This window comes from Streptomyces sp. NPDC008086 (assembly GCF_042957325.1).
Taxonomy (GTDB): Bacteria; Actinomycetota; Actinomycetes; order Streptomycetales; family Streptomycetaceae; genus Streptomyces.
The window spans coordinates 181,493-202,157 of sequence record NZ_JBIBIA010000011.1 but is presented as its reverse complement, the minus strand read 5'-3'; the positions used below and the strand labels follow the sequence as shown (position 1 = coordinate 202,157).

12 protein-coding genes are annotated in these 20,665 nt (G+C 69.3%); 3 read left to right on the top strand and 9 right to left on the bottom strand.

From position 1 onward, the window contains the following. Positions 1 to 60 precede the first annotated feature (60 nt). The 3 genes from pulA to ACFZBP_RS35415 form a co-directional block, all read right to left on the bottom strand. Complete coding sequence (pulA, locus tag ACFZBP_RS35425; protein WP_391419425.1) at positions 61 to 5,490, bottom strand: pullulanase-type alpha-1,6-glucosidase; 5,430 nt, start codon at positions 5,488 to 5,490, stop codon at positions 61 to 63. 104 nt (positions 5,491 to 5,594) lie between these two features. Then, positions 5,595 to 5,804: a hypothetical protein gene (locus ACFZBP_RS35420; protein ID WP_391419422.1), complete on the bottom strand. Its 210-nt coding sequence runs from the start codon at positions 5,802 to 5,804 to the stop codon at positions 5,595 to 5,597. Positions 5,805 to 5,916: 112 nt separating this feature from the next. After that, complete coding sequence (locus ACFZBP_RS35415) at positions 5,917 to 7,317, bottom strand: glycoside hydrolase family 30 beta sandwich domain-containing protein (RefSeq protein ID WP_391419420.1); 1,401 nt, start codon at positions 7,315 to 7,317, stop codon at positions 5,917 to 5,919. Between the two features lie 130 nt (positions 7,318 to 7,447). On the opposite strand from ACFZBP_RS35415, the gene ACFZBP_RS35410 reads away from it, so the two are divergent. Beyond that, the gene (locus ACFZBP_RS35410; RefSeq protein WP_391419418.1) at positions 7,448 to 7,771 is read left to right on the top strand and encodes a hypothetical protein; all 324 of its coding nucleotides are present in this window, start codon (positions 7,448 to 7,450) and stop codon (positions 7,769 to 7,771) included. Positions 7,772 to 7,802: 31 nt separating this feature from the next. On the opposite strand, the gene ACFZBP_RS35405 is transcribed toward ACFZBP_RS35410, so the two are convergent. From ACFZBP_RS35405 to ACFZBP_RS35385, 5 genes are all read right to left on the bottom strand, one after another. Beyond that, positions 7,803 to 9,230, bottom strand: coding sequence for an alpha-amylase family glycosyl hydrolase (locus ACFZBP_RS35405; protein WP_391419416.1), 1,428 nt, complete (start codon positions 9,228 to 9,230; stop codon positions 7,803 to 7,805). A gap of 322 nt (positions 9,231 to 9,552) precedes the next feature. Further along, positions 9,553 to 11,229: an alpha-amylase family glycosyl hydrolase gene (locus tag ACFZBP_RS35400; RefSeq protein ID WP_391419414.1), complete on the bottom strand. Its 1,677-nt coding sequence runs from the start codon at positions 11,227 to 11,229 to the stop codon at positions 9,553 to 9,555. A 192-nt stretch (positions 11,230 to 11,421) separates the two neighbouring features. Next, a complete protein-coding gene (locus ACFZBP_RS35395) occupies positions 11,422 to 12,312 on the bottom strand; it encodes an ABC transporter permease subunit (protein ID WP_391419412.1) in 891 nt (296 codons plus the stop codon). Between the two features lie 14 nt (positions 12,313 to 12,326). Next, positions 12,327 to 13,331, bottom strand: coding sequence for an ABC transporter permease subunit (locus ACFZBP_RS35390; RefSeq protein ID WP_391419410.1), 1,005 nt, complete (start codon positions 13,329 to 13,331; stop codon positions 12,327 to 12,329). 107 nt (positions 13,332 to 13,438) lie between these two features. Then, positions 13,439 to 14,707, bottom strand: coding sequence for an extracellular solute-binding protein (locus ACFZBP_RS35385; protein WP_391419407.1), 1,269 nt, complete (start codon positions 14,705 to 14,707; stop codon positions 13,439 to 13,441). 381 nt (positions 14,708 to 15,088) lie between these two features. Between ACFZBP_RS35385 and ACFZBP_RS35380 the strand changes: the two genes are divergently transcribed. Beyond that, positions 15,089 to 16,123 (top strand): substrate-binding domain-containing protein, encoded by a 1,035-nt coding sequence (locus ACFZBP_RS35380; protein ID WP_391419404.1) that lies wholly within the window; start codon positions 15,089 to 15,091, stop codon positions 16,121 to 16,123. 131 nt (positions 16,124 to 16,254) lie between these two features. Further along, on the top strand, positions 16,255 to 17,232 hold the full coding sequence (locus ACFZBP_RS35375) for a phosphatase PAP2 family protein (protein ID WP_391419402.1): 978 nt from the start codon (positions 16,255 to 16,257) through the stop codon (positions 17,230 to 17,232). Between the two features lie 72 nt (positions 17,233 to 17,304). Here ACFZBP_RS35375 and ACFZBP_RS35370 read toward each other — a convergent pair whose 3' ends face one another. Further along, positions 17,305 to 20,304, bottom strand: a complete 3,000-nt coding sequence (locus ACFZBP_RS35370; RefSeq protein ID WP_391419400.1) for a bifunctional [glutamine synthetase] adenylyltransferase/[glutamine synthetase]-adenylyl-L-tyrosine phosphorylase — start codon at positions 20,302 to 20,304, stop codon at positions 17,305 to 17,307. Between the last annotated feature and the right edge of the window lie 361 nt (positions 20,305 to 20,665).

The following is a 20,665-nucleotide window of genomic DNA, read 5'->3' as shown; positions in this document are numbered from 1 at the left end:
AGACGCGCGAATGGGGCGGCCCCGCTGCACCGGGACCGCCCCACTCAAGTTAGTGCGGGATCAGGGCGTCCGGGAGAAGACCGCGACAGTACGCCCCGGAACGGCGAACGTGCCCGATTCCTTCTCGAAGGACGAGGACTTGACGATAGGGTCCGCACCCGAGGCCTGCACCGGATGCAGCCGGTAGCCCTCGCCGGCCAGCGAGGCGATCCGCTGCTCCTGCTGCTCGGGCGTCGCGTTGAAGACGACGACGAGGTCGCCGAGGCGCATGGTGATCACGCCGGGCGTCTCGTCCTTCCCGGACAGCGGGAAGGAGAGCTTCGACTGCACCTGACCGGCCGTGCCGAGGGAGAAGGCGCTCTCCGTCGTACGGATCCGCAGCAGGTCCTGGTACGCCGCCGAGCTGCCCTCGATCTGCGCGCAGCCGACCTTGACGGTGCCGAGCAGGGGCTTGGCGTACGGCCACTTGGACGCGTTGTCGGCCGCCGGCGGCAACCCCCGTCCGAAGCCGTTGCCGTCGGCGCAGTTCCAGTGGATGGCGTTGAACCAGTCGCCGCTGTCGTAGGAGTTGCGGTCCAGGGACTTGGAGCGCAGCAGGTCGGTGCCGGCCTGGGACAGGGCGGGGCCCTGCGACAGGGTGGCCGTGGCCATGGCGAGGACCTGCATCCGGGCGCGGTCGGCGGCGCTCACCGTCGTGGGCAGCTTGAAGGCTAGGGCGTCGAACAGCGACTCGTTGTCGTGCGCGTCCGCGTAGGCGAGGGCGTCGCCGGGGGCGGCCGCGTAGCCGGCGGGTGCGCCGTTGTAGTCGACCTCGGAGCCCTTGACCTCCTTGCCGTCGGTGTCGGTGAAGCGGTAGTCGGCGAGGTTGCCGGACAGGCCGACCTTGATCAGGTCCTGGTAGTGCAGCAGGCGGGCCTTCTGCTCGGCCGAAGTGCCGTTGTTCTTCGAGGAGTTGGGGTCGGTGTACAGGCCGGACGCGAAGCCCTGGACGCCGGGGTCCTCGTCGAAGGGGCCGCCGCCGCGCACCGCGTCACGGGCCCGGTCGGAGAAGGTGGCGACACCCGTGGCGGCCATGTTCTTCTGGGTGGCCTGGACGAAGCGGGCGTCGTCGGCGATCTCGCCGAAGTTCCAGCCCTCGCCGTACAGGATGATCTTCTTGCCGTCGACGCCGTCCTTGGCGAGGGTCAGCTCGTCCAGGGCCTTGCGGACCGCGAGGATGTTGGCCTTCGGGTGGTGGCCCATGAGGTCGAAGCGGAAGCCGTCGACCTTGTACTCCTTGGCCCAGGTGACGATCGAGTCGACGACCAGCTTGCCCATCATGGCGTTCTCGGTGGCCGTGTTGGAGCAACAGGTGCTGTTGGCGACCGAGCCGTCCGCGAGGAGCCGCTGGTAATAGCCGGGGACGACCTTGTCGAGGACGGAGGTGTCCGCCTGGCCGCTGGCCGCCGTGTGGTTGTAGACGACGTCCATGACGACCCTGAGGCCGTCCTCGTTCAGCGCCTTGACCATCTCGCGGAACTCGACCGTGCGCCGTGTGCCGTCCGGGTCGGAGGCGTACGAGCCCTCCGGGACCGTGTAGTGGTACGGGTCGTAGCCCCAGTTGAAGGCGTCCTTCGCGGCGATCTTCGCCACGCACTCCTGCTGCTTGTCGGAGTCGGCCGGGAAGGAGGCCAGGTCGCAGTCGGTGGTCGCCTGCTCGGACCTCTTCTCGGGGATGGTGGCGATGTCGAAGGCGGGCAGGAGGTGGACGTACGAGGTGCCCGCCCCGGCCAGCCGCTTCAGGTGCCTGGAGCCGTCGCTGAGCTTGTCGGTGAAGGCGCGGTAGGTGCCCCGGTCCTTCGCCGGCACCGTCTTGTCCGCCACCGAGAAGTCGCGGATGTGCAGCTCCTGGATCTGGGCGTCCTTCAGCGGTACGGCGGTGGGCTTGGTGTACGTGGACCAGCCCTTCGGCGCCAGGGACCGGTCGGCGAGGTCGACGACCAGGCTGCGCTCGGAGTTCGCGGTGAGCGCGACGGCGTACGGGTCGGTGACCTTGTTGGTGACGACCTTGCGGACGCTGGGCGCCCAGACCTTCACCACGTACCGGTACGGCTTGTTCTTCCAGGACGCCGGGCCGGTGACGGACCAGACGCCGGTGGTGTCGTTCCGCTTCATGGCGACGGTGGACACGGTGGAGCCGCCGATCTCCAGCTTCACCGACTGGGCCGTGGGCGCCCAGACGGCGAGCGTGGGACGGCCCTTGGCGAAGGTCGGACCGAGGTCGGCCTTCGTCGCGGCGGAGGAGTAGAGGTCGTCGAGCACGCCTGCGACCTGCACGCCGGTCGCGGCCTGCACGGCACCGCCCGCGGCGCGCTGGGAGGCGACGAGCTGGCCGCGCAGGGCCTCGCGGACCCGGTCGCGGTCGCGCGGGTCGACGGTCCAGGCGGCATAGTTCCTCAGGTGCGGGAACCTCGCCTTCTGGGCGTCGGTGAGCGTGGCCCTGGACAGCCGGAGCCAGCGCTCGTCGTCGCTGGTCAGGGCGCCGTCCTTGACCTCGATCGAGCCGTCGCGGGAGTACAGCAGCTGGGTGGAGGCGGCCGTCTCGGCACCGTTCCAGGCCACCGTGTCCCGGTCGATCCAGATCGCCTTGGAGGTGGTCAGGTCGAGCGCGGCGGCGGAGCCCGCGGGCTGCGGGAGCAGGTACTTCTCCTGGCCGCTCAACAGCCACACCTCGTGGCCGTTCGCCGTGAGGTCGAGCGACTGGTCGGTGGGCAGGTCCTTCTCGTCGCCCTTGTGGAGGATGTAGCTGAGGCTGGTGGCACCGTCGGTGAGCGGTACCTCGAAGACTGCGCCATAGCTGTCAGTCTTGACCGGCTTGAGGGGGTTCGACCAGTCGGTGGGGCTGGCGGCACCCGTCCAGACGTGCAGGCCCCAGCCGTCGTAGTTCCCGTCGGCGCGCTGGTAGTGCAGGACGGCCTTGGTCTTGTCCGGGGCCGGGTAGTCGGCCGCCGGCTTCTCGGTGCGGACGGTCTCCTTGCCCTGCTCGATCCAGATCTCGCCGGTCTTGGTGACGTCGATCGTGCGGTCGGCGGAGACGTCCTTGTCGCCGTCCTTGTCGATGACGAGGAAGCCGACGCTGGAGGCGCCCGGCTTCAGCTTGACGTAGGCGAAGGCGCCGTAGGTGTCACGGCCGACGAAGGGGTGGCTCTCGGGCCAGTTCGTGGCCTCGCCGTCGGCGAGGTCGCCCCAGGCGTACAGGCCCCAGTTCGCGTAGTCGCCGTCGGTGCGCTTGTAGTGGACGACCGCGTAGTCGCGGGAGGAGGCGGAGGGGGTCTCGGGGGCGGGCGGGGTGCCGGTGGTGCTCGCCGCCGTCGCGCTCGCCCTGCGGCCCGCGGAGTCGATCACGACCGCCTTGTAGCGCAGGGCGGTTCCGGCCGGTACGTCCTTCCCGATGGCCTGCGTGACCTTGTACGGGGCGTGGTCGGCGGAACCCAGGGTCCGCCACTTGCCGTTGCCCACCTGCGCGGCGAAGACGACGCGGTTGAGCCCGCCGCCGTCGACGTCGGCGCCGATCTCCACGGTGCCGGTGGCGCCGGCGGCCGGGGCCTTGAGGGTGATCGTCGGCCCGGTGGCCGGCTTGGCGGGCCTGCCGGCCGCCTTGAGGACGATCGCCGAGCCGGCCGGGACCGTGACGGTGAGCTTCTTGTCGCCCCCGCTGGTGACCGAACCGTCCGTGCCGTAGAGGCCCTTGTACGTCATCTCGGCCGCACCGGTCGCGAAGGTCGCCGACTTCGCGTCGCCCGCGTTGTTGAAGGCGACGACGTACTCGGTGCCGGTCCGGGCGTCGGTGCGGGAGAAGGCGTAGACGCCGGGGCCGTCGGCGGCGTGGCGCTCGGTCTGGATGCCGTCGGCGAGGGCGGGGTTGGCCTTGCGGAGCTTGGCGAGGGCGCTGATCTGCCGGTAGAGCGGGGCGCCGGTGTCGTAGGCGTCGCTCGCGTGGGTGCGGTCGGTGCCGAGCTGGTCGTCGTCGAGGTAGTCGGCGGTCTTCGAGGCGAAGAGGGTCTGGCGGGCGTCCTTGTCGCCGCCGGCGCCGGTGAAGCCCTGTTCGTCGCCGTAGTACACGACCGGGTTGCCTCGGCTGAGGAACATCAGCTCGTTGGCGAGCTTGTCCTTCTTGAGCAGTTCGGCGTCGGTGGCCTTCGGGTTGTCCTGGTTCAGGAAATAGCCGATGCGGCCCATGTCGTGGTTGCCGAGGAAGGTGACCTGCTCGTAGGCGTTGGCCTTGTCGCTCGTGTACTTGTAGTCGTCACCGAAGACCGAGGCCAGCTTCCGCGCGCTGCCGCCCTGGGAGGCGTACTGGCGTGCCGCCTCCTGGAAGGGGAAGTCGAGGGTGGCGTCGAGGCGGCCCTGGGTGACGTACGGGGCGGTGACGTTCGTGTCGGCGGAGTAGACCTCGCCGAACATGAAGAAGTCGTCGCGTCCCTTCTTGGCCGCGTAGGAGTCGAGGGCGGTGGCCCACTGGGTCCAGAACTCCGGGTTGACGTGCTTCACGGTGTCGATGCGGAAGCCGTCGATGTCGAAGTCCCTGACCCAGCGCTGGTAGATCTTCTCCATGCCTCTGACGACCTCGGGACGCTCGGTCCACAGGTCGTCGAGGCCGCCGAAGTCTCCGTGGGTGGAGCTCTCACCGGCGAAGGTGGAGTCGCCGCGGTTGTGGTACATCGTCGGGTCGTTGAGCCACGACGGGACCTTGACGTTCTTCTTCGCGGCCGGGACGGTCGGGGTGCGCGGGAAGGAGTCGGCGTCGACGGCGGGGAACCGGGACTTCCCGTCCGCGTAGTCGGCGTCGTCGAAGGGCCTGCCGTCCTTGGTGAGGTACGGGAAGGCGCCCTTGGAGAGGTAGTCGTAGGACTTGCCCTCGTAGTCGACGACGTCGGCGGTGTGGTTGGTGATGACGTCGAAGAAGACCTTCATGCCCTTGGCGTGGGCCTTGGAGATGAGGGTCTGGAGGTCCTTGTTCGTCCCGAAGTGCGGGTCGACCTGGGTGAAGTCCGTTATCCAGTAACCGTGATAGCCGGCGGAGGCGTTGCTCCCCGTCCCCTGCACGGGCTGGTTCTTGAAGATCGGCGCCATCCAGATGGAGGTGGTGCCGAGACCCTTGATGTAGTCGAGCTTCTTAGTCAGGCCCTTGAGGTCGCCGCCCTGGTAGAAGCCCTTGTCGGTGGGGTCGTAGCCGGTGGAGAGGCGGGAGCCCGTGAGGCCGCCCTTGTCGTTGGCCGTGTCGCCGTTGGCGAAACGGTCCGGCAGGACGAAGTAGAACTGCTCCCGGGTGGCGTCGTGCCGGGCCGGCTCGGCGGCGAGTTCGGCGTCGGAGGGCGGCGGAGGCGGAGTGTCCGCCCGCGCCGCGAGAGGCTGGACGAGTGCTGCGGCCAACGCGGTCACGGCGACCGCAGCGACCCGTCCGACGTGGGCGGTTCGGCGCCTCGACGGCGTCGGCCATCTCGATATCACAGATGGACTCCTTGCGATTGCGGCTCTCTTGGGTCCGACCCCGCGTGACCGTATCGCCGTCGAAAGGTTTACAGCAAGACTTCTGAAACCACTGGAAAGAAGTTTCAGCCGGGGGAGTTCGTCCGCCTCAGCAGGCCCAGGCGCCAGGGCAGGGGGTTGTAGGGGCCGCTCGCCGAGGGGTCCATGCCCTGGTGGAGGAACGGGAGTCGGCACGGGTTGACGGCGAGGGACTGGTCGTTGGCATGCCGTTCGCGTAGCTCAACACCATGCTGTAGCTGCCGTTGGTGGACGCGGTGCCGGCGAACACGTGCCACCGGCCCTCGTGGTACACGACCGACGGGTCCTTGATCGCACTGAGCCGGTGGGCCGCGTCGGACTTCGGGGCGATCAGCACCCCGAGCGTTCTGACCACACGCAGGGCGACTCCTATCGCTTGATGGTGTAGGTGACTAGGGAACGGGCCGGAATCGTCGCGGTGAGCGCTCCCCTACTCACGGGGACGGCCGCCTGCCGGGCCATGCTGCTGGAACCGTTGGTGAGGTACGGCGTCGCGGTCCCGGTCGTGATGCCGGTGTTCCGCAGCGTGTACGACACCTGCTGGGCGCCGGCGGCCGCGTTGAGCGCCACGACGGTCACCGTCCCGTCGGTGTCGCGGAAGGCCGACAGCCTGAGGTCGGCGTCCGGGGTCGTCGCGCCGATACGGGTCGCCCCCGGCCGGATGAAGCGGCTGTAGTTGGCGATCGCCCACAGCCGCTTGGACACGTGATAGTTCGCCCCGTCCATCTGGATCAGGCCGCGCGTGGCACCGACCGAGGCGCCGTACCAGTAGACGTATCCGCTGGTGTTGCCCTTGGTGAGGGCGTCGTGGACGGCGGAGGCGACCGTGAACCCGTCGTAGCCGCTGCCGTCGTCCCAGTTCTCGTTCCAGGTGGTGCCGTTGGGCGACCACTCCGACATCCAGGTGCGCTTCCGGGTCGGGAGCGGAGCGTCGACCGGGCTCGCGTAGGCGTGACCGGTGTGGGTGGTGACGTGGTTCCGGGCCGTGGCGTCGGCCTCGATCGCACTTGTGTACGCCTTCTGCTGGTTCCAGCCGAAGGAATCGCAGCAGGCCACCTTGTACCCGGCCGCCGTCGCGACCGGCCCGAAGACCTTGGTGAACTCGACTGCCTGGGCGGGGGTGAGCCGCATGGAGTCGTACGTCGCCGTCCAGTCGGGCTCGTTGGTGAAGCCGAGGTCGGTGATCCCGATGCCCTCCTGGCCGTAGAACCTGGCGTACTGGACGAGGAAGTTCGCGTACGCCCGGCGCCAGTCGCCGCTCGCGCAGGTGGCACCGGAGAGTCCGCACAGGGTGCCGCCGTTGGCATCCGTCCCGTTGGTCTTCATATAGCCGGGCGCGGTCCACGCGTCGGCGAAGAAGCGGGTGACGCCGTACGCCTTGGCCTGCTGGGCGAGCCACACCTGCCCCTTGTCCTGGCGGTCCCAGACGTACTTGGGCGTGGCGTTCGGGCCGCCGGGGTCGGTGGGCTGGATGCCCGAGTCGATGCCGAGGCGCAGGATGCTGAGACCGGCACCGGTGGTGCGGTTCAGCAGCAGGTCGAGGATCTCGCGCTGTTTCTGGGCCGGTAAGCCCTGCGAGCCGCGCATGATGTCGGCCCGTCCGAAGTGCTCGGAGAAGCCGAAGCCGTCGATGGGCTGGTGGGCGGTCGAGGCGTTGATGGTGGCCGTCGTCGCCGCGTGGGCGTTCGGTGTGCCCGCCGCCGTGAAGCCGGCCGCTGTCAGCAGCACCGACAGCGAGGTCAGCGTCCATTTCCTGAGTCTGCGTGTCATGATCCGCCAATCGTGGGAGCGCTCCCATTTCACAGGGCGGAACGTAGGACGATGTTCTGAACACGTCAACCCCGCCCGTGCCGCGGATAACCGGTCGCCTCCCGCGACCACCCCTGGCTACCGTCCTCGCATGGAGCAGGAACCACCGCTCGTTCGCGACGTCTTCCCGGAGCTCGTCGACGAACTGGCCACCCTCCTGGAGGAGGAGGGGGAACACTGGCTGGCCGTCTGCGTGCGGGATGTCCGCCTGGTCGGGGAGTGCGGCTGCCGCGACGACTTCTGCCAGAGCATCCGGACGACGGATCGACCGCCGGGAGAGCCGTACGGTCCCGGCCATCGCTGTGTGCCGCTGCTGCCCTCGTCGGGCGATCTGATCCTCGACGTCGTGAACGGCCGGATCATGTACATCGAGATACTCGGACGGCCGCCCCTGCCCCGGCGTGGTCAGCCGTGACCGGGGTGGCCGCCTCGAGTGCGCGGCGAACTCAGCAGCTCGACTTGCCGGAGTAGATCGCGAGGGCGGTGTTGGAACCCAGGGTGGCCGTGAACTGGCCGCTCGAGTTCACCGTCACCGTCGTGTTGTTCTGCACGTTGCAGTACGTGCCCGCCGCCAGTGACGTCTGGTAGGTGCGGGTCAGGCTGCTCGACTCGTGGTTGATGGCGACGTAGCCCTTGCTGCCCCGCCCGAACGCGATGGCGTCGCCGCCGTTGTCCCACCAGTTGGTGACCGACTCGCCGCGGGTGGCGTTGCGGAAGGCGACCATGCGGATGATCTCCGGCCAGGCGTGCTGGCACTTCCAGCCATCCTGCCAGCAGGCGGTCACGGAGCCGTTGTTGGGCGGTCCGGCGTCCGTGCTGGACCACTCGTAGCCGGAGTTGATGTCCGGGGCGCCGTAGGGGTGGGCGAGCATGAAGACGTTGGCGAGGGTGTAGTTCGCCCCGTCCTTGTAGTTCAGGGTGCTGCCGTTGCGCTCGGTGTCGTGGTTGTCGACGAAGACACCGGAGACGCCGCTGCTCATGTAGCCCCAGCCCTCGCCATAGTTCTTCAGATAGGCGAGGTTCTCGTTGTTGAAGACCCGCTTGAGGTCGTAGGCGTAGCGGAACTCCTGGACGTCGCCGTTACCGGTGTACTCGGTGGGCTGGACGGCCTCGCCGCTGCCGTAGATGACCTCCTGCTTCCAGTACACCGACGGGTTGCTCAGACGCGACTTGATGTTGGCGAGGTCGGCGGCGGGCATGTGCTTGGCCGCGTCGATGCGGAATCCGTCGACGCCGTAGCCGAGCAGGGTGTTCAGGTAGCCGGCGAGGGTGGCGCGGACGTACTCCTCGCCGGTGTCCAGGTCGGCGAGGCCGACGAGTTCGCAGTTCTGGACGTTGGTGCGGTTGGTGTAGTCGCTGATCGCGGCCGTGCAGTCGTTCATGTCGGCCGCGGAGTACAGGCCGGGATAGTCGTACTTCGTGTACGACGAGCCGCCGGTGCCGGTGCCGCTGCCCGCGGACATGTGGTTGATGACGGTGTCGACGACGACCTTCACACCCGCGTTGTGACAGGTGTTCACCATGTTCCGGAACGCGGTGGCGTCACCGAGGCGACCGGCGATCTTGTAGCTGACGGGCTGGTACGAGGTCCACCACTGCGAGCCCTGGATGTGCTCCTGGGGCGGGGAGACCTGGACGTAGCCGTAGCCGGCCGGGCCGAGGGTGGTGGTGCACTCCTTGGCGACCGAGGCGAAGTTCCACTCGAACATCACCGCGGTGACGTCCTTGGTGCCGGGTGGGGAGGCGGACGCGGTGCCGCCGGGGAAGACGAGGGCGGCGGCCCCGGCCGCGGCGAGCGCGGTGAGGGCGGCCGCGGGGGCGGTGCGGCGGTGCTTCCTGTGGCGCTTCGGGGGCGCCGAGTGTGTCGGTATCACAGGCTGAACTCCTTGCGAGTGCGGCTCAGTTGGTTCCCCCCTGCGCCGCGGCGCGGCGTCGTTGCCGGGCGTCGGCGCGAACGTACCGCCAACGAAAGGTTTACAGCAAGAGAGTTGAAAGACATAGCAAGCCCTTTCATCCGCAATCTTGACGTGGCTCTCTCAACTGCCGCACTCTCAAACCGTCGTCGAGTCCCGTCCACGGCCCGAGAGACCCGCGCCGCAGGGAGCCTCTTCCGCTCACGCCTCCGGCCCGTCGTCCGAAGTGGACAACGGGCCGGAGGGGCGGCGGGGTTCGCCGACCGGTGCTTTCAGCGCGCGGTCAGGCCGTCGTCCACCAGACCGTCGTGTCGCCGGGGAGCTTCGCCTCGCCGTCCGTCTCGCTGATCTCGCCGCTGGCGAGCAGGAGACGGCCGTATGCCGGGGTCGTCACCGACTCGCCGCCGGTGTTCGCGACGCAGACGAACTCGCCCCGACGGAAGGCGAGGACGCCCTCGGGGGCCTTCAGCCATTCCACGGACTCGCCGGCGCCCAGGTCGGGCTGCTCCCGGCGGGCCGCCAGCGCGGCGCGGTACAGCTCCAGGGTGGACCCGGGGTCACCCGTCTGCGCCTCGACGCTCAGTTGTCCCCAGCCCGCCGGCTGCGGCAGCCAACTGCCGCCCGTACCGAAGCCGTACGACGAGCCCTCGCGCGTCCAGGGGATCGGCACCCGGCAGCCGTCGCGGAAGCCGTCCTGGCCCTCGCCCCGGAAGTACGCGGGGTCCTGGCGGACCTCGTCGGGCAGGTCGACGACGTCCGGCAGGCCCAGCTCCTCGCCCTGGTAGACGTACGCCGAACCGGGCAGCGCGAGCATGAGGAGCGTGGCGGCGCGGGCGCGGCGCAGGCCCAGCTCGCGGTCTCCGGCCGTGCGGATCTGGGTGCCGAGGCCGGGCGGGTTGGCGAAGCGGGTGGCGTGGCGAGTGACGTCGTGGTTGGACAGCACCCAGGTGGCCGGGGCGCCGACCGGGCGCATCGCCTCCAGTGTGCGGTCGATGACCTTGCGCAGTTCCTCGGCCTCCCACTCCGTGCCCAGGTACTGGAAGTTGAAGGCCTGGTGCAGCTCGTCGGGACGGACGTAGTTCGCGGTGCGCTCGACCGTCGGCGTCCAGGCCTCCGCGACGAAGATCCGCTCACCGGCGTACTCGTCGAGGATCGTGCGCCACTGCCGGTAGATGGCGTGCACGCCGTCCTGGTCGAAGAACGGCATGACATCGTTGCCCAGCAGCTTGAGCTGGTCGTGGGATCCGAGGTCCGGCAGCCCGTCCGCCTTCACCAGGCCATGGGCGACGTCGATCCGGAAGCCGTCGACGCCCATGTCGAGCCAGAAGCGCAGGATCGAGCGGAACTCGTCCCCCACCGCCGGGTGCTCCCAGTTGAAGTCGGGCTGTTCGGGGGCGAAGAGGTGGAGGTACCACTCTCCGTCCTCGACCCGCGTCCACGCCGGGCCGCCGAAGATCGACTCCCAGTCGTTGGGCGGGAGTTCGCCGTTCTCGCCCTTGCCGGGGCGGAAGTGGTAGCGCTCCCTGAGCGGGGATCCGGGCCCTTCCGCGACCGCCCGCTTGAACCACTCGTGCTGGTCGGAGGAGTGGTTCGGGACCAGGTCGACGATGATCCTGAGGCCCAGTTCGTGCGCGTCCCGGATCAGCGCGTCCGCGTCCAGCAGGTTGCCGAACATCGGGTCGACGGCCCGGTAGTCGGCGACGTCGTAGCCGGCGTCGGCCTGCGGGGAGGCGTAGAAGGGGCTGAGCCACACGGCGTCGACGCCGAGGTCGCGCAGGTACGGCAGTCGGGAGCGGATGCCCTCCAGGTCGCCCATGCCGTCGCCGTTGCTGTCGGCGAAGCTGCGCGGGTAGACCTGGTAGATCACCGCGTCCCGCCACCAGTCGCGTCGTTTGGCGACGGTGGCGACGGCCGCTGCGGAGGTGGAGGTCGAGGCCGGGGCTGCGGAGTGCTGGCTCATGGCGTCCTTGGTACGTAACGGGGTTCGAGTCACGGATGAATTGTGCGACTTAAAGGTTTTCGCCGGTTTACGGAATTCTCGGTCTTCTACGGCACACGAATGTGAGGCGGCCGCGGTGACAGCGGGGTCGGATGGGCACCGCGGCCGCCACCCGCGCGACGAGGCGCACGGGAGTCGTGGTGAAACCGGGGCTCAGCCCTTCGTGCCGCCGGCGGTAAGCCCGGTCACCAGGTTCTTCTGCACGAAGTAGAAGAACGCGGAAACCGGTATGGCGACCAGCACGGCAGTGGCAGCCATCAGGTTGCGCTGCGCATCATGCTCACTGATGAAGGTCTGCAGCCCGACCGCGAACGTGTACTTCATGTCGGACAGCATGAACGTGGACGCGAACGCCACCTCACCGAAGGCCGTGAGGAAGCTGTAGAACGCGGCGACCGCCAGGCCCGGCTTGGCGAGCGGCAGGATCAGTCGCGCGAACGTGCCGAAGGGGGTCAGCCCGTCGACGCGTCCTGCCTCGTCGATCTCGAACGGGATCGTGTCGAAGTACCCCTTCATCAGCCAGGCACAGTACGGCACGGTTGTCGTGCAGTACACGAGGACGAGGCCAAGGTAGCTGTCGATGAGCTGGAGCTCGGACAGGATCTGGTACATCGGAACCATGAGGACGGCGACCGGGAACATCTGGGTCACAAGCAGTACCCACATGAACTTCTTGTAGCCCGGAAAGCGCATGCGCGAGACCGCGTAGCCGGTGGTGGCGGCGATGACGACGCCGATGAGCGTGGTGCCCAGCGTGACGACGAGGGTGCTCGTCAGCCAGTCGAGGAACTTCGTCTCCGTCAGGACGTACGTGTAGTTGTCCAGCGTCATCTTTCCCCAAATGCCGCCGGGGTGGAGGTAGTCGTCCTTGTCCGGGCCGAGGGACAGGAAGAGCAGCCAGACGACGGGGAAGAGCGCGATCAGGCTCGCCACGCTGAGGATGCCGTGGGAGACGAGGGAGGTGCCGTGGCGGCGGACCTTGCGCGGGGTTGCAGTAGGCACGGAGTCCTGCTTGTTCACCGGGGTCTCGACAGTGGTGGTCATGGGGGACTCCTGCCTCAGATCGCGAGCTGCTGGTCGTTGCGGTTCAGCCAGCGGCGGTAGAAGGAGGTGAAGACGATCAGGATGGCCAGCAGCAGCATGCCGTAGGCGGCCGACTGCGCGAAGTCACGTGGCTGCTGTCCGAAACCGAGGCGGTAGGCCCAGGTGACGAGGATGTCGGCGTCCGGGGCGGTCTTGCCGAACAGCAGGAAGATGATCGCGAACTGGTTGAAGGTCCAGATGATGCCGAGCAGTACGACGGTGGAGCTCACGGACCGCAGGCCCGGCAGGGTGACGTACCGGAACTGCTGCCACTTGCTCGCGCCGTCCATCTCGGCGGCCTCGTAGAGCGAGGAGTCGATGGACTGCAGCCCGCCGAGCAGCGACAGCATCATGAAGGGCACACCGCACCAGGTGTTGACCATGACCGCGGCGAACCGCTGCCAGAAGGTGTCCTCCAGCCACAGCGGGGTCGGCAGGTGCAGTGTCTCCAGGAAGGAGTTCACGACGCCGCCGTCGGCGAGCATGATCCGCCAGCCGAAGACGGTGACGAAGGTCGGCACGGCCCACGGCAGGATGAGGATCAGCCGGTACAGGGTGCGCCCGCGCAGCTTCTGGTTGAGCAGCAGGGCGAGGCCGAGGCCGATCGTGTAGTGGAGGGTGACACAGGCCGCCGTCCACACGACCGTCCAGATGAAGTGCGACCAGAAGCGGTCGTACGCCGTCTCGCCCCACAGGATGTCGGCGTAGTTGTCGAAGCCGATGAACTTGTAGGTGGCCTCGATCTCGTTGACGCCGATGGTGCGGGCGCTGTTGAGGCTGGTGGCGTCGGTGAGGGTGAGGTAGAAGCCGTACACCAGGGGGTAGACGACGAGCACGCCGAGGACGATCACCACGGGGGCGATCATCGCGTAGGCGTACCAGTGCTTCTGGTAGCCGTGCTTCAGGCGCTGGCCGAGCCCACGGCGTGGCCCGCGTTCGCCTCGGGTCTTCCCGGTCGCGCGGTCGATGGCGACTGTCATGGTTCGACAACCTTCATGAGGATCGACAGATCAGGGTGTACGGCGCACAGCCGGTGGCCGCCGGATCCTTCCCCCCATGATCAGGAGGATCCGACGGCCACTCGGGGTCACTTGCTGAAGTCCGGGACCAGCTTGGTGATCTCGGTCTCGGCGGTGCTCAGGCCCTTGTCCAGGGACTCCTTGCCGCCGGCGATCTTGAGCAGCTCGGTGTCGAGCGGGACCCACAGCGAGCTGTACTCGGGCAGGGCCGGGCGCGGCTGGGCGGCGGCGAGGACGGTCTGGTAGCCGGCGATGCCCGGGTCGGCCTTGACCTTGTCCGTGTAGGCGTCGTCACGCGTGGGCAGCGTGGAGTTCTTCAGCGCGATGGTCTCCTGGGCCTTCACCGAGGTCATGAAGTTCACGAACTTCAGCGCGGCCTTCTGGTGCGCCTCGTCGGAGCCGGCGTAGACGGAGAGGTTGTGGCCGCCGGTCGGGGCGCCCGCCTTGCCGCTGGAACCGGCCGGGACGGTGGCGATACCGAGGTTGGCCTTGTCCTTGAACGCCGAGCCCTTGTAGAAGTTGGTGATCTCCCAGGGGCCCTGCATGATCGCGGCGACCTTGCCGTTGACGAACGCCTCCTGGATGTGGGCGTAGGCGTCGGCGGTGGTGTCGGCCTTGTGCAGGCCCTTGCCGTCGAAGAGGCTCAGCCAGGTGCCGTAGCCCTTCTTGGCCTCGGCGGAGGCGACGGTGATCTTCTTGGCGTCGGCATCGACGGTGTCGGTGCCCTCGCCGTAGAGGAACGTCTGGGCGTAGTAGGCCTGGGTGGAGCCCCAGTAGCCGTCGACGCCGGTCTTGTCCTTGATCGTGGCGGCGGCCTTCTTCAGGTCGTCCCAGGTCTTGGGGGCCTCGACGCCGGCCTTCTTGAACAGGGCCTTGTTGTAGACGAAGGCGAGGGTGTCCGTGGTGAACGGGACGCCGTACGTCTTGCCCTCGTACTTGGCCTGCTCGATCAGGCTGGGCTGGAACTTGGCCTCGTCGGTGAGGGCCTCCGTGCCGTCCAGCGGCGCGAAGAAGCCCTTCTTGGCGAAGGCGGGGGTCCAGCCGACCTCGGAGCGCAGGACGTCCGGGGCACCCTTGGAACCGGCGGCGGTGTCGAACTTGTTCTGCGCCTGGTCGAAGGGGACGTTGACGTACTTGACCTTGATGTCCTTGTTGGCGGCCTCGAACTCCTTGACCAGGGCCTGGTACGTCGGCGCCTCATTGGTGGCGTTGGAGGTGTCCCACCAGGTGATGGTGACCGGCCCGCTCGAGTCGCTGCCACTGTCGTCCCCGCCGCACGCCGTCGCCGCGAGAGCGAGGGACGCCACCAGCGCGGTGGCCGCTATGCCACGCCGCATGAGTTCTCCTTGAGGGTGAAAGCCCGTGTGATGCGGAGGCGGCCCCGTCTGCCTGCCTCTGCTGTCTTGCCGACTGCGCCGTTGCGGCCGCCGGGCGACGTGAACGTAACAGCGTTGAAAGATCGACGAAAGACCTTGCAGAAAAAAAGTGCAAGAGATCTCCGAAGTTATCCGCACGTGACCGGTCGGCGACCGTCATGAGACGCTTCTTTCCAAGGGTGGAACACCACGCGGGCCACTTGTGCAAGACTCTGCAAGCTCTTGCTACCACTTTCACGAGGGAGCGCGATGACGCAGCAACCCGGACCGGGCCGGCCAACCGGTCGCCCCAGGCGTCCGATTGGTGTGCAAGGCGACATGCGGCCGGTACAGTCCAGTGGCGTGACCACACGGCTTGCAGACATCGCTGCTCAGGCGGGGGTGAGCGAAGCGACCGTCAGCCGCGTCCTCAACGGGAAGCCGGGCGTCGCCGCCACCACCCGCCAGTCCGTACTGGCCGCACTCGACGTGCTCGGCTACGAGCGCCCGGTGCGGCTGCGGCAACGGAGCGAGGGCCTGGTGGGCCTGATCACCCCGGAGCTGGAGAACCCGATATTCCCGGCTCTTGCCCAGGTCATCGGCCAGGCACTGACCAGGCAGGGCTACACCCCGGTGCTGGCCACGCAGACGCCGGGCGGCTCCACCGAGGACGAGCTCACGGAGATGCTCGTCGACCGCGGAGTGGCCGGCATCATCTATGTCTCCGGCCTCCACGCCGACACCACGGCCGACATGCAGCGCTACGAGCGGCTGCGCGCCCAGGGCGTCCCCTTCGTCCTGGTCGACGGCTTCTCCCCCAAGGTCCAGGCGCCCTTCATCTCGCCGGACGACCGCGCCGCGATGAGCCTGTCGGTCACGCACCTCGCCTCGCTCGGCCACACCCGCATCGGTCTCGCGCTCGGCCCCAAGCGGTTCGTGCCGGTCCAGCGCAAGATCGAGGGCTTCGTCCGCACCATGCAGGACCAGCTGAACCTGCCGCCGGACACGATCGAGGCGGACCTGATCCAGCACTCCCTCTACACGCTGGAGGGCGGTCAGGCGGCCGCCACGGCCCTGATCGACCGCGGCTGCACCGCGATCGTCTGCGCCAGCGACATGATGGCGCTGGGCGCGATACGCGCGGCCCGGCAGCACGGCCTGGAGGTCCCCCGGGACATCTCGGTCGTCGGCTTCGACGACTCCCCCCTGATCGCCTTCACCGACCCGCCCCTCACCACCGTCCGCAAGCCGGTCCCGGCGATGGGCCAGGCCGCGGTACGCACGCTCCTGGAGGAGATCGGCGGGACCCCCGCCCCCCACAGCGAGTTCGTGTTCATGCCGGAGCTGGTGGTGCGCGGTTCCACGGCTTCGGCACCGGGGAACAGAAACCATTCCTAGGGCGGGGAATCCACGGGGCCACCCCACCGTTGGTAGGAGAACGGGGGTCTACGCCCGCCGTAGAACGTGCGTCCTGACCCCGACCGGAGGATGATCGGTCGGGGAAGTCTTTTCTGGCAGACTCTGTGCCCATGGGTGACACGACCGTGACGACACTGGAAGGCCGGGAAGCGGCCGTTCTTCCCCCCGTCGCGGACGAGACGGGGCGGGGCCCCCTGCGCCGTCTGCGCACCCCCCGCCGCCCCCGCCTCTGGTTCGAGATCCTGCTGATCGCGGTGAGTTACTGGACGTACTCACTCATCCGCAACGCGGTCCCGGAACAGAAGGCAGAAGCGCTCCGCAACGCCGACTGGCTCTGGAACCTGGAACACCACCTCGGCATCGCCGTCGAGCAGTCCGTGAACCACGCCGTGAACTCGGTGACTTGGCTCATCGTCGGCATGAACTACTACTACGCGACGCTGCACTTCGTCATCACCCTGGCCGTCCTGGTCTGGCTCTACCGCAGCCACCCCGGCCGCTACGCGGCAACGAGGCTGGTCCTCTTCGCCACCACCGGCGTGGCCCTGATCGGTTACTACCTGTATCCGCTCGCTCCCCCACGGCTGATGACCAACACCGGCTTCATCGACACGGTCCTGGTCCACGACACCTGGGGTTCGATGGCCTCGGGCGACCTGAAGAACATGTCGAACCAGTACGCCGCGATGCCCTCCATGCACATCGGCTGGTCCGTCTGGTCGGGCCTGACGATCTTCGCCCTCGCCAGAATCCCCTGGGTCCGGGTCCTCGGCCTCCTCTACCCCACGGCCACCCTCCTGGTGATCGTGGCCACGGCCAACCACTTCTGGCTGGACGCGGTAGGCGGCCTGATCTGCCTGGCCTTCGGCTACACGGTGGCCCGCCTCTGGTACGGAAAGCTGCCGCACGCACTGCCGAGGCGAGTACCCCCCACCCACCCGCAGTCGCCCACGGCGGAGAGGGGACGTGCCGGGGGGTGTCCGCCCGCAGCGGCGGGCGTCAACGCCGAGCACTCTGCGGAGGAACCGAGCCGCCCGACCGAGGACGGACACCCCCCGGCGCGGCCCCGCACCACACCCCACGCTTAGGCGCTACGCGCACCCCCACCCACCCGGGACGGGCCGCCGCAGGCACCCCCGCTCAACCGCCGGAGGAACCCGTCACCCCCCGTAAAACAGCTCCTCCACGACCCCCCGAGCCCGCCGCGCAGTACGCCGATACGCATCGAGCATGTCCCCCACATGCCCGGGCTCGTACCCCAGATACCGCCCCACCGCGGCCAGCTCACGACTGTCCGAGGGAAACGTGTCCCCGGCCCGCCCCCGCACCAGCATCACAGCATTGCGCACCCGAGTGGCCAGCACCCACGCCTCGTCCAGGATCCCCGCCTCCTCCTCCGGAATGAGCCCGGCCGCACACGCGGCGGCGAGTGCTTCCCGCGTCCGGGTGGTCCGCAGCCCCGGCTGGTCCCACCCGTGCTGCAACTGCAACAACTGCACGGTCCACTCCACATCGGACAGCCCCCCGGGCCCGAGCTTGGTGTGCAGCTTCGGATCGGCCCCACGAGGCAGCCGCTCGGACTCCATACGGGCCTTCAGCCGCCGGATCTCCCGCACGGCCTCGTCCCCGAGCCCCTCCGCCGGGTACCGCAGCGGATCGATCAACTCGACGAACCGGGACCCCAGCTCGGCGTCCCCCGCGACCGGCACGGCCCGCAGCAACGCCTGCGACTCCCACACCAGCGACCACCGCCGGTAGTAGGCGGCATACGACTTCAGCGTGCGGACGAGCGGCCCCGACTTCCCCTCCGGCCGCAGATCGGCGTCGATCAACAGCGGCGGATCCGCACTCGGGAGCTGCAGCAGCCGCCGCATCTCCTCCACGACCCGGTTCGCCGCCACCGCGGCCTCGTGCTCGTCGGCCCCGTCCCGCGGATCGTGCACGAACAGCACATCCGCGTCACTGCCGTAACCCAGCTCCTGCCCGCCGAACCGCCCCATGCCGATGATCGCGAACCGGGTCGGCAGCGTGTCGCCCCACCCTTCCCGCACGACCGCCCGCAGCGTCCCCGCCAACGTGGCCGCCGTCAGGTCGGACACCGCGGTCCCGACCCGGTCCACCACGGCCCCCTGGTCGGCCTCGGCCGGCTTGGTCTCGGTGCCGTAGGAGTCGACGATATCGGCGGCGGCCGTACGGAACAGCTCGCGCCGCCGCACCCCACGGGCCGCCGTGACGGCCTGCGCGGCACCGTCCGCGCGGCGCACCGCGGCGAGGATCTCCTGCTCCAGGTGGCCCCGCGACCTCGGCTCGAGACCGCTGCCGCCGTCGCCGTCCCCGAGCAGGGCCACGGCCTCCGGGGCCCGCATCAGCAGATCGGGCGCGAGCCGGCCGGCCGACAGCACCCGGGCGAGGTTCTCGGCGGCGGCGCCCTCGTCCCGCAACAGCCGCAGATACCAGGGTGTCTTGCCGAGCGCGTCCGACACCTTGCGGAAGTTCAGCAGACCGGCGTCCGGATCGGCGGAGTCCGCGAACCAGCCCAACAGCACGGGCAGCAGGGTGCGTTGGATCGCCGCCTTCCGCGACACCCCGGAGGCCAGCGCCTCCAGGTGCCGCAGCGCGGCGGCCGGGTCGGCGTACCCGAGCGCGACCAGCCGCTCGCGGGCCGCTCCGGCGCTCAACCGGGCCTCTCCCGGGGCGAGTTGGGCGACGGCGTCGAGCAGTGGCCGGTAGAAGAGCTTCTCGTGCAGCCGCCGTACGACACCGGCGTGCCGTTTCCATTCGCGGTTCAGCTCGGCGACCGGATCGACGCGCAGGCCGAGGGAGCGGCCGATGCGCCGCAGGTCGGCGTCGTCCTCGGGGACCAGGTGGGTGCGGCGCAGCCGGTAGAGCTGGATGCGGTGCTCCATGGAGCGCAGGAAGCGGTAGGCGTCGTCGAGCTGCGCGGCGTCGGCGCGGCCGACATAGCCGCCGGCGGCGAGTGCCTGGAGGGCGTCCAGGGTGGTGCCGCTGCGCAGCGACGCGTCGTCCCTGCCGTGCACCAGCTGGAGCAGCTGGACGGCGAACTCGACGTCCCGCAGTCCGCCGGGGCCGAGTTTGAGCTGCCGGTCCAGCTCGCCCACCGGGATGTTCTCGACGACCCGGCGGCGCATCTTCTGCACGTCGGCGACGAAGTTGTCCCGTTCGGCGGCCTTCCAGACCAGGGGTTCCAGCGCGGCGACGTACTCCTCGCCCAGCTCGATGTCGCCGGCGACCGGGCGGGCCTTGAGCAGGGCCTGGAACTCCCAGGTCTTGGCCCAGCGCTGGTAGTAGGCGAGGTGGCTGCTGAGGGTGCGGACCAGGGGGCCGTTCCTGCCCTCGGGCCGAAGATTGGCGTCCACCGGCCAGATCGAGCCCTCGACGGTCGTCTCGGAGCAGATCCGCATCATGTGCGAGGCGAGCTTGGTGGCCGACCGCAAAGCCTTTCCCTCGTCCGCGCCGTCGGCGGTCTCGCCGACGAAGATGACGTCGACGTCGGAGACGTAGTTGAGCTCGTGGCCTCCGCACTTGCCCATCGCGATCACCGAGAGCCGGCACTGTGCGGCGTCCTCCGGTGCGGCGGCGCGGGCGAGGGCGAGGGCGGCGCGCAGGGTGGCGGTGGCGAGGTCGGCGAGTTCGGCGGCGGTCTGGGCGACGTCGGTGGTGCCGCACACGTCGCGGGCGGCGATGGACAGCAGGCAGCGCCGGTAGGCGACTCGCAGGGAGACCGGGTCGGTGGCCTCGGCGAGGCCCTGCTCGAACTCCTCCACCTCGGGGTGCAGGTCCCGGGGCTCGTACATGACCAGGGCCTGCCAGTCGCCGGCGTGCTTGGCGAGGTGGTCGGCGAGGGCGGCGGAGGCGCCGAGGACGCCGAGCAGGCGGTCGCGCAGGGGTTTGGCCGCTATCACCGTGTCGAGCAGTTCGCGCTGGGCGGCGTGGCCGGGCTGTGCTTCGAGCAGGCGGACGAGGCCGTGCAGGGCGAGGTCGGGGTCGGCGGTGGCGCCCAGGGCCTCCAGCAGGACCGGGTCGTTCTTGATCGGCGCTAGCTCCGGGCTGTCCAGCAGCCGGTCGGCGGCCGACGGGTCGGTGAATCCGTGCCGCAGCAGCCTGGTGAAGGTGCTGCTTCTGCGCCCCGGCGCCGTCATGCTCGCCCTCCCGTCCGATCGGGGTCGTGCGCGCCCGATCAAGGTCGTACGCGATCGAGCGTAGTCGCTGCGCCGGCTTGGGCGGGGTGCCTGCGGCGGCCCGTTGCGGTGGGTGGGGGCTGGTCGCGCCCACGCGGCGGAACCGCATATCGATACAGCCTTGCGCCCCTGGGGTGCCTGCGGCGGCCCGTTGCGGTGGGTGGGGGTGCGTGTAGCGCGGTTCGGTGGGGTGTGGGTCGGGGCCGTGGGGGGGGGGGGGGGGGGGGGGGGGGGGGGGGGGGGGGGGGGGGGGGGGGGGGGGGGGGGGGGGGCCCGGCCGCGGGGGGGGGCCCCCCCCCCCCCCCCCCCCCCCCCCCCCCAA